The sequence below is a fragment of the Mesorhizobium sp. B2-7-3 genome (assembly GCF_006440715.1).
GTDB lineage: Bacteria > Pseudomonadota > Alphaproteobacteria > Rhizobiales > Rhizobiaceae > Mesorhizobium > Mesorhizobium australicum.
This window is the reverse complement of the sequence record NZ_VFTY01000003.1, coordinates 423426-435382: the sequence shown is the minus strand read 5'-3', so window position 1 is coordinate 435382 and position 11957 is coordinate 423426. Positions and strand designations below refer to the sequence as shown.

Sequence of the window (11957 nt, the reverse complement as noted above, 5' to 3'; positions counted from 1 at the left end):
TCAACATCGCACCGGATACGACGGCGACTGTCCGGGATGGAAAGATTGTGGTCATGCGGAGAGGCGTCGTCCGCGAATTTTCCAGTATCAACGAGTACGTCGATTCCGTAGCTCTTCGGAGCGGACGTGTTCCGAGAGCGGTCCAACAGGCGCTTCACGACATGATGCGGGAGGCTCGATACGCAAGGGTGGAAGAGGAATTCAACAAGCTGTTTACACCGCAGCGCAGCTATTGGCTTCATCCGGAGCAACTGCCTGGGAGAAAGAGAGAGGAGGATTCGAATTGGCGATCAGTTTGACCAGCTTTGCCGACGTGGCGAAGACGTTGGGGATCGAAGGCTACACTCCGGAGCGAGCAATAGGCCGACGAGTGAAGGCAGGAGTTTCCCAGAAGAGTACCGATTGGGACCCTGTCCGATTGAAGGAAGCCCTGTCCCATATCTCGGCGGATAATCAGCCGGAATGGTTCAAAGTCGGGGCAGCATTGCATAACGCGTCAGACGGATCACACGAAGGTTTCGACCTTTGGGACGAGTGGTCTCGGACTACCACGCGAGGAAACTACGACGCTAAGCAGCAAAGTTATATCTGGGATCGATATTTCGGCCAATCAGGTAGAGCGATAACAGTCAGGTCTATCTACAAAATGAGAAAGGAGAGTGCTTTTAGACCATGAATGCCCACGAAAAATTTGAATCGTTTTTCAGGAGAATTAGCCTCCGGGATGACCCGGTTTATATAATCGATCGGCCCTGCGGGTTTGGTAAGACGACAGCAATGATTGCTTCTTTCGAGGCGGACCGCAAATATCTCGTTGTCACCCCGCTGCTTAGTGAGGTCGATAGGATCATTGGAAACGCCAAGGTGCCGTTCGATCAACCCGACGACACGGGGGAGTATCGGACGAAGCGGGAAAGCCTCCGCGACCTTCTTTCGTCTGGCAAGAATGTCGTCACGACGCACCGGCTCTATACTGAGATTACCTCACTCGCGGCCGAGGGATTCCTTGATGGGTATGACATCATCATCGATGAGGTGCCTGACGTATGCGCACAGGTCGAAGGTCTAAACGGCGGATCGTTCAAGAAGTTCTATCTTGAGACGGGCTATGCCACCGTTGCAGAGAACGGGGGCGTCGGGGTGACGGAGAAGTGGCTTGAGGAAGCCGAGAGCGTAAACGATACCCTAAAGGAACGACACTTCCGGCTGGCATGTGCTGGGATGCTCTATCTGGTCGAAGACGTTTTCTTCATGTGGGCGCTCCCGCAAATTCTCCTCCGCTCTGGGCGGAGCTTCACGGTCTATACCTTCATGGCGAAGGGATCGATGCTACTGGCTTATCTGGATTGCCTTGGGATCGAATACGTCCATGACGAAGACAAGGCTGAGAATGAGAGATTCCGGCAGAAGGCACGGGAGCTTATCACCATCGAAGGCATCCCCGCTCTCAACAAGGTCCGCCTGTCATTCACCGGCCAAAAAAACGGCAAGGCTGTAGGTCGCCGGGTCTCATCCGCGCTGTACAATCTTCGTCGGTCCGATTTGCGTGACAACCTCGACGGAGTGATGGTGACGTGTGCGAAAAGGAACTGGTACCTGAATGGTCTCGATGACGATCAGGTCAAGAAAGGCAGTAAGTCCAAGCCCGGTCCGTTTGCCTCCGGGTCGCGGTTGTTCGACGGTGTCGATTGGTTGGCCAATACGACGCGAGGGACAAACGACTACATCGAAAAGTCCCACCTGATTTACCTGTATGACCAGCATATCAACCCGTACATCAACCGGTGGCTGGGGATCGGGAAACACGGGGTTGAGCAGGATGAATATGCCCTGACGGAGTTGATCCAGTGGGTTTATCGCTCCCGTGTCAGACGCGGAGAGAAAATCACGCTGTACCTTCCTGACTTCCGGATGAGGTCAATCCTTGAAGGGTATCTATCGGGGTCCGACACGAAGGGCATCAAAGACCGTTTGAGGCTCTCGACTGGCCGCTAACATTGGGATTTACGAGGCTTTTCCGGTCCTGTTGTTCACGGGCGGTGATCAATGAGTTTGTAAGGCATTGTTTCCATTGTATAAATTAGGCTGTCTCTTTAAAGATAATTTCGAAAAGAACGCCAAGGGTTAGTCGGGCTAAAGCCCTCGCTTAAAAGAAATGTCTAGGACACGCTTAGGCATTCCTTTCTTATCTTCTTTATACGAGCTTCGACAGAAGCGACTACCTTAGGGATGATCTTTTCGCCACCTCTAGGTTTGCCACCTTTAGGGGTTTCCTAGAAGCTGACAGAACTAGAGAAACCTCTAGCTCCCGGTCACAATCTGGTCACAACGGAAGCCCTTCTTCGTCGTCATCCCGCCGGGAACCAAGCAAGGGGATTTCTCCCCGCTCCCGCCGAGGGTCCCGATCTTCAGTAAATTCTTGGAGAAATTTTCAGGGGGTCATACCTATAGCACCAGCCGGGGGCGTCCCCCCTTGTACCCCGCCCGGCGAGCCTCAGATGACGGTCAAGACGTTAACACTGAGGTATGATGTATGATCATTGATGTCTGATGCATCATTCGTCCCGACCGCTATGACTAGATATCTTTGTCGGGCAAACGGCTGGTGTCAGACGCAGCGAGACCTTGCCCATGTAGACAGCCCGGAGGGTGTCGTTGAGGGAGCGAACCTGAGAGCGACCGTCGCCGTCAGCGAGCAAACTTGCGAGCCATCATGACGGGTGATATGGGCAAGTCCGATGCTGCGCGACAAAGGTTCCTCGCTCCGCGACCTGGCGGAATTGAACCGCGATCCTGCCATGCAAGCCTCTACCGCCCGTTAATGAACTTTCTTTTGCCGATCACGCCTCATTGACCGCGCTGCCCCACCTGGCCCAGCCGACAAGGCTTGCGCTGACGGGAATGTTGCGACATGAGAAGCGCCGCGGCCGCTCCTGGCCGCGCCGATCCTTTGGAGAGACAAAAGGTCATGGCCTTTCTTGCCGACACCCTTTCCCGCGTTAAGCCTTCCGCCACCATCGCGGTGACGCAGAAAGCGCGCGAGCTGAAAAATGCCGGCCGGGACATCATTGGCCTTGGCGCCGGCGAGCCCGATTTCGACACGCCCGACAACATCAAGAATGCGGCGATCGAGGCCATTCGCCGTGGCGAGACCAAATACCCGCCGGTTTCGGGCATCGTGCCGCTGCGCGAGGCGATCGCGAAAAAATTCAAGCGCGAGAACAATCTCGACTACAAGCCCGAGCAGACCATCGTCGGCACCGGCGGCAAGCAGATCCTGTTCAACGCCTTCATGGCGACGCTGAACCCCGGCGACGAGGTCATCATCCCCCGCCCCTACTGGGTCAGCTATCCCGAAATGGTGGCGATCTGCGGCGGCACGTCGGTGTTTGCCGACACCTCGATCGACAATGGCTTCAAGCTGACGCCGGCGGTGCTGGAAAAGGCAATCACACCGAAGACCAAATGGCTGCTGATGAACTCGCCGTCGAACCCGTCGGGCGCGGCCTATAGCGAGGCCGAACTGCGGGCGCTCGCCGACGTGCTGTTGAAGCACCCGCAGGTCTGGACGCTGACCGACGACATGTACGAACACCTGACCTATGGCGACTTCGTCTTCAAGACCATCGCCGAGGTCGAGCCCAAGCTTTACGAGCGCACGCTGACCATGAACGGCGTCTCGAAAGCCTATGCCATGACCGGCTGGCGCATCGGCTACGCCGCCGGTCCCGTCCAGTTGATCAAGGCGATGGACATGATCCAGGGCCAGCAGACCTCCGGCGCCTGCACCATCGCGCAATGGGCTTCGGTCGAGGCGTTGAATGGCCCGCAGGATTTCATCGCCAAGAACAAGGCGATCTTTCAAGGCAGGCGGGACCTCGTCGTCTCGATGCTCAACCAGGCGCGCGGCATCACCTGCCCGTCGCCGGAAGGCGCCTTCTATGTCTATCCGTCCTGCGCCCAGCTGATCGGAAAGAAAACCAGGGCCGGCAAGATGATCGACAGCGACGAGGCCTTCTGCTCGGAACTGCTCGAGGCCGAGGGCGTCGCGGTGGTGTTCGGCTCGGCTTTCGGCCTTGGCCCCAACTTCCGCATCTCCTACGCCACCTCGGAGACGCTGCTGGAGGAAGCCTGCACGCGCATCCAGCGTTTTACCGCGTCGCTGACCTGATCGGGTAGATCCGAACAAACCCGGCGTCACCGCTGTCAGGCGTTGCCGCCGGGTTTTGTGGGATACAGCACTCAGCCGCCATATTGCGCCGCGGTCACTTCTTCCAGCCAGTCGGCATGGACGCCGTCGAGCGCCTCCTGCATGGCGATGTGCGTCATTGCCGATTTCGGCGCCGCGCCATGCCAATGCTTCTCGCCAGGCGCGAAGGAGATGACGTCACCGGCCCTGATTTCCTGGATCGGCCCGTCCCATGTCTGGACCAGGCCGGCGCCCGCGGTGACATAAAGCGTCTGGCCAAGCGGATGCGTGTGCCAGTGGGTGCGCGCGCCGGGCTCGAAACTGACCAGCGTGGCCCTGAGCCGCGCCGGCGGCTCCTTCTCGATGATTGGCGTCTGCAGAACCCGGCCGGTGAAGTATTTTTCCGGCGCTATAACCGTCGGCACGCTGCCGCAAGCAATGATCTTCATCGTCTGTTCCCTGGAACTGGTGGTTGCCGGTGAGACGCCGGCCCGCGAAACTGAGCCGCATTCTCGGTCTGGATCGGCTCTGATGCAACCGCCCTTGTCACCTCGCTTGGACAAAGGCCTGATTTCTTAACCATGACACTTGCCGGTACGGGACCGCCAAGCGAAATGCCCGGGAATTCAATGTCTTCTTAACGGCTGCGCACTAGCCGTTGGCCTGCATTGCGGGGGCTGGCGGATGAGCATACTGGCGACGATCAAGGACCATAGCGGCCGGATCTATCGCGGTATCCAGTCGCTGCTCGTGATCAGCACCGGCGCGGCGGTGCTTGGCGCTTTCGACGTCTCGCACAACCTGTCAGCCGGCGGTGCCTTCGCCATCTCGATCCTGGCCACGAGCCTGGCCTTGCTGGCATTGATGTACATGCGCAGCAGCGTCGTCCATCGTCTCCAGTCGGCCGCCGCAGCGGAGGCCGAGAAACATCATTTCCTCACCAGGGATGCGATGACGGGCGCCATGACGAGACGTTATTTCCTCGAAGCGCTGCGCGAAGGCCTGGGCACCAGGCGCGACAGGCGCGAGGCAGCCTTGCTCTTGATCGACCTCGACCATTTCAAGCAGTTGAACGACACGTTCGGACACCAGTTCGGCGACCTCACCTTGGCGCATCTGGTCAAGACCGCGGACCGCATCTTTGCAGGCGCCATGGTAGGGCGCCTCGGCGGCGACGAATTCGGTGTTATCATTCCGCATGGCGACCTGACGGCCATCAACAAGGATGTCAGACGATTGCTGGATGCCATGCGCGCCGGCAAATCGCATGAAGGCAAGACCATTCCGCTCTCCATTTCGATCGGCGTCGCCCTGGCGCCGGCCCATGCCTCGAACACGACGGAATTGATGCTGGTTGCCGATCTGGCGCTTTATGAGAGCAAGGCGGCGGGCCGTGGCCGCGTCACCGTCTTCGACGAGGAGATGCTGTCCGACAAGCGCTACCGGCGGCTGGTCGAACGGGAATTGCGCGCCGCGGTCTATCTGGGCGAACTCGAACTGCATTATCAGCCGATCGTCGGCCCGGACGGTTCCACCGAGGCGTTCGAGGGGCTGATCCGCTGGCGCCACCCGGTTCGCGGGCTGATCGCGCCGGCCGAGTTCATTGCGATCGCCGAGCGATCGACGTTGATCGACATGCTCGGCGAATGGGTGTTCAAGCGGGCTTCTGCCGACATCGGCCAGTTCGCCGGCCGCCGCATTTCCATCAACGTCTCCGGCGAGCAGCTCAAGCGTGACGAGATCGTGACCATGTGCGACCGCGTGCTGAAGGACACTGGCCGGTCGGCATCACAGTTCATCATCGAGATCACCGAGACGGTGGCGACCGCCGCCACGCCCGAGATCCTGCGACGCCTCGAAGCATTGCGTGGCCTCGGCTTTCACATCGCCCTCGACGATTTCGGCACCGGCCATTGCGGCTTCAACTATCTGAAGACCTTGCCCGTCGATATCATCAAGATCGATCGCTCCTACATCCGCGCCCTCGCTCACGATCAGGTAGCACAGATATTCGTCTCGGCGCTGGCGCAGATCGCGCGCATCCAGGAGGTCACCATCGTGGCGGAAGGCGTGGAGACGGCGGAGGAATTCGCTCTCGCCAAGGCGGCCGGGTGCAATCGTTTCCAAGGTTATTTCTTCGGCAGGCCGGTGCCTCGCGGCAAGCTCGCGCTGCTTGACGGGCGCTCGGCCGAACCGCTCGCGCTCAGCGCCTGAGACGACCGGCCGTGCCTGCTCCCTATTTTTCTTGCCCTGCCGGCAAACAAGTGGGACGATAATCGCGGGCAGGTCGAAACAGACCGCCCGCGACGGTCGAACAGGCCGGCCGCCGCTCAGGACCGATTGACCCTGGCCTGAACCATGAATGCCAGTCGGTCCCCAGGAAACGCCTGAGTGGAGGTCAGTCATGGGTACTCGCGCCGGAGGACGACGCACGGGACCGAAATGCATTGCCATAGTCGGTCCCTTCGCAAGCGGTAAGACGACACTTCTCGAAGCCATATTGGCCCGTACCGGCGCCATTCCCCGCCAGAACCCGGTTTCCTCGGGCAATACCGTTTCAGATCATTCGCCCGAGGCCCGCGCCCACGCCATGAGCGTCGAGGCGTCGATCGCCACCACCGAGTTCATGGGCGAGCAGTTCACCTTCATCGACTGCCCCGGATCGATCGAATTCTCCTTCGAGGCCGAACCGGTGCTGGCCGCCTGCGACGTCGCGGTGGTCGTGGCCGAGGCCGACGAAAAGAAAATCCCCGCCTTGCAGCTCATCATGCGCAAGCTCGACGATCTGGGCGTGCCGCGCATCCTGTTCCTCAACAAGGTCGACAAGGCGATCGCGGGCGTGCGCGATACGCTGAAGATGCTGCAGCCGACAAGCGCGGCGCCGCTGCTTCTGCGCCAGATCCCGCTGCGCAAGGACGGCGTCGTGATCGGCTCGATCGATCTGGCGCTGGAGCGCGCCTACATCTACCGCGAATATGCCGAAAGCGAGGTGGCCGAGATACCGGGCGACGACAAGGCGCGCGAACTGGAGGCGCGCTTCTCCATGCTGGAGACGCTGGCCGATCACGACGATGAGTTGATGGAGCAGCTGCTGGAAGAGATAGAGCCGCCGAAGGACGCGATCTTCGACGATCTCGCCGCCGATCTGCGCGAAGGCGCGGTGACGCCTGTGCTGATCGGCACCGCCGAGAAAGGCAATGGCGTGCTGCGCCTCTTGAAGACGATCCGCCATGACGCGCCCGACATCGAGGCGACCCGCAAGCGGCTCGGCGCCCCGGACGGCAATGCGACGGTGGTCCAGGTGATGAAGACCATCCACACGCCGCATGGCGGCAAGCTGTCGGTGTCTCGCATCCTGTCCGGCCAGGTCGCCGACGGCTCGGAACTGTGGCTGCCCGGCGGCGACACCGCCAAGGTTTCCGGAATCTACCGGATGCTGGGCAAGGAACAGGTCAAGCTGAGCGCCGCCAGGACCGGCGACACCGTGGCGCTCGGCAAACTAGACGCGGTCAAGACCGGCCAGACGCTCACCTCGGCCAAGGGCGGTGCCAAACAGCTCTTCGATGTCGAGCCGCCGCAGCCGGTCTTCGCCTTCGCGCTGCGCCCCAGGGAGCGCAAGGACGAGGTCAAGATGTCGGCCGCCATCCAGCGCCTGGCAGAGGAGGATCCCTCGCTCAGCCTGCGCCACAACCAGGATTCGGCCGAGACCGTGCTGTCAGGGCATGGCGAGATGCATCTGCGCGTCGTGCGCGAGCGGCTGGAGGGCAAGAACCAGATACCGGTGGAAGGCCATGCGCCGGCGGTGCCCTATCGCGAGACGATCCGAAAGCCGGTGCAGCAGCGCGGCCGCCACAAGAAACAGTCGGGCGGCCATGGCCAGTTCGGCGATGTCGTCATCGAGATCAAGCCGCTGCCGCGCGGCTCCGGCTTCCAGTTCACCGACACCATCACCGGCGGCGTCGTGCCCAAGACCTACATCCAGTCGGTCGAGACAGGCATACGTGACTACCTGAAATCCGGCCCGCTCGGCTTCCCCGTGGTCGATGTCGCGGTCAACCTGTCGGACGGCTCGTACCATGCGGTCGATTCCTCCGACATGGCCTTCCAGATGGCGGCCAAGCTCGCCATGAAGGAAGGCATGGCCGCCTGCTCACCGGTGCTTCTGGAACCGGTGATGAAGGTAGAGATCGTCACGCCGTCGGACGCGACATCGAAGATCATCGCGCTGATCCCGCAGCGGCGCGGCCAGATCCTCGGCTATGACGCGCGGCCCGACTGGCCGGGATGGGACGTCGTCGAGGCGACCATGCCGCAGGCCGAGATCGGCGATCTGATTATCGAGCTGCGCTCGGCCACCTCGGGCGTTGCCAGCTACCGCGCCGCTTTCGACCACATGGCCGAGCTGACTGGCCGTCTCGCCGACGAAGCGATGAACGCCAACGGCAAGGCTGCCTGATTTCGCCCGGTACCAGATTCCGAATCATGTGAAGCCCCCTCGAACGATCGAGGGGGCGAAAACCAAAAACGACGCCCGGGGGGCCGGACGCCGTTTTGTTTGCGGACCGTTTTCTCGGGAGGAAAAACGGCAGGTCCGCCGCATGTCGGGGTCGTCGCGCTTCGGCGCAAAAGGTTCGGACGCGGTAGCCGCCTGAGCCCGGGCCGTACGAGTGATGCCCCCATCTCCCGTCCGAACCACACCGCGTCCTATCATCCACTTAGCAGATGGAGGGTGTCCTTGTCATGTTACCAGAGGTTACATGACACTGTTACGCGGCAATTCCGGTGAATTTTTCAGCCATCCCAGTGGCATGCAGGCAACAAAAAAGCCGGATCAACGAAGATCCGGCTGAGTTTGATTGGAAGTGCCTGTTAAGGCTAACCTCCAGAGGGGAACACTCGAGGACGCTAATGGGAGGAGAACGCGTCCAGGAGATGATCTATATATGTGCTCTTCATGCCCAAGAAACAAGCATCTATTTTGCAACACACACATGCAAAAAGGCACAGGCTGTGGTCCAACCCATTCCGAAAGCCAATAGGACCAGCAGAATCGTGAAAATGAGGCACGATTTCGGGTCATTGTCGTCTCGAAAACGCCGATCCCGACCGATTTTGCTCCCGAATGTCAAAAAACACTGATGATGTGGAATGAGGCAGCGGCGGTTCAATTCCAAGGCAGTCAAGCGAGGATCGACCATTGCGCAGGTTTTCGGCGATCGCCGGCAGCGGCATTTTCCTGGTCGCGGCTCCCGGCGTTGTCGCCGGGCTGGTTCCCTGGCTGCTTAGCGATCGCTGGGGCCGGCCATGGTCGCCCCTGCCCTTGTTTGCGCTCACCGGCGGCATGCTCGTCATTGCCGCGGCCGCGGTGCTGCTGCATGCCTTCGCCCGCTTCGCGCTGGAGGGGCTGGGCACGCCCGCCCCCGTCGCACCGACCGAAAGGCTGGTGGTCGGCGGCGTCTACCGCCATGTCCGCAACCCCATGTATGTTGCCGTGCTGTCGATCATTCTGGGCCAGGCGTTGCTGTTCTCGAGCTGGTCGATCGCTGCCTACGCGGCAGTCGCGGCGGCTGCCATGGTCACCTTCGCCAAGCTCTACGAGGAGCCGACGCTCGCCGGCCGCTATGGCGCCGAATACGAGGCCTACCGCCGCAACGTACCGGGTTGGCTGCCGCGGATTACGCCTTGGAGAGGATAGGCTAGAACGACCAGCTTCTGGCCTTGGCGATGATGAAGTCGCGAAACACGTGCAGCTTGGCCTGGTTTTTCATCGCGTCGGGGTAGGCGAAATAGGTGTCGAAGGACGGCACCTCGGTCTCCGGCAGCAGCTGCACCAGGCCGGAATCCTTGCTGATCACATAGTCCGGCAGCATGGCGATGCCGGCGCCGCCCTGCACGGCGCGCTTGATCGACAGGATGTCGTTGATCTGCAGCGACGGCACGCGCTGGCCGCTCTCGAAATCGCCGACCGTCTCCAGCCAGTTCAACTCCGACAGATGCGACGGCACGGGCAGGCCGAAGGTGACGATGCGATGGGTTCTCAGCTCCGCGACCGAGCTCGGCTTGCCGTGCTTGGCGACATAGGAGGGGGCTGCGTAAAGGTGGAAATGCACGGTGAACAGGCGGCGCTGGATCAGGTCCGGCTGTTGCGGCTGGCGCAGCCGGATGGCGCAATCCGCCTGGCGCATGGTGAGGTCGAGTTCCTCGTTGGCGAGGATCAGCTGCAGGCTGATTTCGGGATAGAGTTCGATGAACTCCTGCACCCGCTCGGTCAGCCAGCCGGCGCCGAGGCCAACGGTCGTCGTTACCCTGAGCACGCCGGACGGCCGGTCCTTGGTCTCGGTCAGCCGCGACTTGATGGTCTCGAGCTTCATCAGCACGTCATGCGCCGTGCGGAACAGCATCTCGCCCTGTTCGGTCAGCACCAGGCCGCGCGCATGGCGGTTGAACAGCGGCACGCCGACATCATGTTCGAGCGCGCTGACCTGCCTCGAGATCGCCGATTGCGACAGATGCAGCGTCTCGGCCGCATGGGTGAACGACCCCGCTTCCGCCGCAGCGTGAAACACGCGTAGCTTGTCCCAGTCCAACGCCATGATTTCCCCTCGTTCCGGTTGGCGTCTGAATGAAAAATCAGGCTTTTACACGGCGTTTCTAAGCCGTTTTTTTACAGTCTGCGGCGGCCCTTATTCCGCTGCTTCGCGATGTACCTCGATGCCGGCCAGATACTTTTCCGCTTCGAGCGCGGCCATGCAGCCCAGCCCCGCCGCTGTCACGGCCTGCCGATAGATATCGTCGGTCACGTCGCCGGCGGCGAACACGCCGGGCACGTCGGTGCGCGTCGAATCCGGCGCTGTCCACAGATAGCCGTTCGGCTTCTGCTTCAGCTTGCCCGCGAACAGCTCGACCGCGGGCGCATGGCCGATGGCCACGAAGACACCGTCGATCTTGAGGTGGCTCTCGGCTCCGGTCACGGCATGCCTGAGCTTCAGCCCTTCGACCGAAGGCGGCAGCGGTGCCTTGCCGGGGCGGCCGGTGATCTCATCGACGATCGTGTCCCAGATGACGCGGACATTGTCCTTTTTCAACAACCGTTCGCGCAGGATGCGTTCGGCACGGAAATCCGAGCGCCTGTGGATGACGGTGACGCTCTTGGCGAGGTTGGACAGATAGAGCGCCTCCTCCACCGCCGAATTGCCGCCGCCGACCACCGCGACATCCTTGCCGCGATAGAAGAAGCCGTCGCAGGTGGCGCAGGCGGAAACGCCGAAGCCCATGAAGTCCTGCTCGGTCGGAATGCCCAGCCACTTGGCTTGCGCGCCGGTGGCGATGATCAGCGCATCGGCCGTGTAGGTCGTGCCGGAATCGCCCTTGGCGCGGAACGGCCGCACGTTGAGGTCAACCTCGGTGATGATGTCGTTGATGATGTCGGTGCCGACATGCTCGGCCTGCTTGAGCATCTGCTCCATCAGCCACGGTCCCTGGATCGGATCGGCGAAGCCGGGGTAGTTCTCGACATCCGTGGTGATCATCAATTGGCCGCCCTGCTGCAGACCGGCGACCAGCATAGGCTTCAGCATGGCGCGCGCGGCATAGACCGCCGCCGTATAGCCGGCCGGACCGGAACCGATGATGAGAACGGGCGCGTGCTTGGTGGTCATTTGGAGCCTCTGCGGGGGCGGACAGCGAGTGTGCCTTGGAAAAAGACGTGGAATATCGCGCTTAATGTAAGGGCTGCCAACCACGCCAGCAAGACGAACGGACCGTCGTC

General features: G+C 61.1%; 8 protein-coding genes. 5 read left to right on the top strand and 3 right to left on the bottom strand.

Annotated features, from left to right (window positions below):
* Positions 1-672 precede the first annotated feature (672 nt).
* Positions 673-1995, top strand: coding sequence for a hypothetical protein (locus tag FJW04_RS09575; protein WP_140713707.1), 1323 nt, complete (start codon positions 673-675; stop codon positions 1993-1995).
* A gap of 973 nt (positions 1996-2968) precedes the next feature.
* Positions 2969-4171, top strand: coding sequence for a pyridoxal phosphate-dependent aminotransferase (locus FJW04_RS09570; protein WP_140713705.1), 1203 nt, complete (start codon positions 2969-2971; stop codon positions 4169-4171).
* Between the two features lie 71 nt (positions 4172-4242).
* Here the strand turns inward: FJW04_RS09570 and FJW04_RS09565 are convergent, their stop codons facing one another.
* Positions 4243-4638 carry a cupin domain-containing protein gene (locus FJW04_RS09565; protein ID WP_140617749.1) on the bottom strand — a complete coding sequence of 132 codons (396 nt, stop codon included), beginning with the start codon at positions 4636-4638 and terminating at the stop codon, positions 4243-4245.
* A gap of 235 nt (positions 4639-4873) precedes the next feature.
* Here FJW04_RS09565 and FJW04_RS09560 point away from each other — a divergent pair, with 235 nt between their 5' ends.
* From FJW04_RS09560 to FJW04_RS09550, 3 genes are all read left to right on the top strand, one after another.
* The gene (locus FJW04_RS09560) at positions 4874-6403 is read left to right on the top strand and encodes an EAL domain-containing protein (protein WP_140713703.1); all 1530 of its coding nucleotides are present in this window, start codon (positions 4874-4876) and stop codon (positions 6401-6403) included.
* Positions 6404-6593: 190 nt separating this feature from the next.
* On the top strand, positions 6594-8645 hold the full coding sequence (locus FJW04_RS09555; protein WP_140713701.1) for an elongation factor G: 2052 nt from the start codon (positions 6594-6596) through the stop codon (positions 8643-8645).
* A gap of 741 nt (positions 8646-9386) precedes the next feature.
* On the top strand, positions 9387-9884 hold the full coding sequence (locus FJW04_RS09550; RefSeq protein ID WP_140713700.1) for an isoprenylcysteine carboxylmethyltransferase family protein: 498 nt from the start codon (positions 9387-9389) through the stop codon (positions 9882-9884).
* A 1-nt stretch (position 9885) separates the two neighbouring features.
* On the opposite strand, the gene FJW04_RS09545 is transcribed toward FJW04_RS09550, so the two are convergent.
* Both FJW04_RS09545 and trxB read right to left on the bottom strand, forming a co-directional pair.
* The gene (locus FJW04_RS09545) at positions 9886-10782 is read right to left on the bottom strand and encodes a LysR family transcriptional regulator (protein ID WP_023770205.1); all 897 of its coding nucleotides are present in this window, start codon (positions 10780-10782) and stop codon (positions 9886-9888) included.
* A 90-nt stretch (positions 10783-10872) separates the two neighbouring features.
* Positions 10873-11847, bottom strand: a complete 975-nt coding sequence (gene trxB, locus FJW04_RS09540) for a thioredoxin-disulfide reductase (RefSeq protein ID WP_127873462.1) — start codon at positions 11845-11847, stop codon at positions 10873-10875.
* Between the last annotated feature and the right edge of the window lie 110 nt (positions 11848-11957).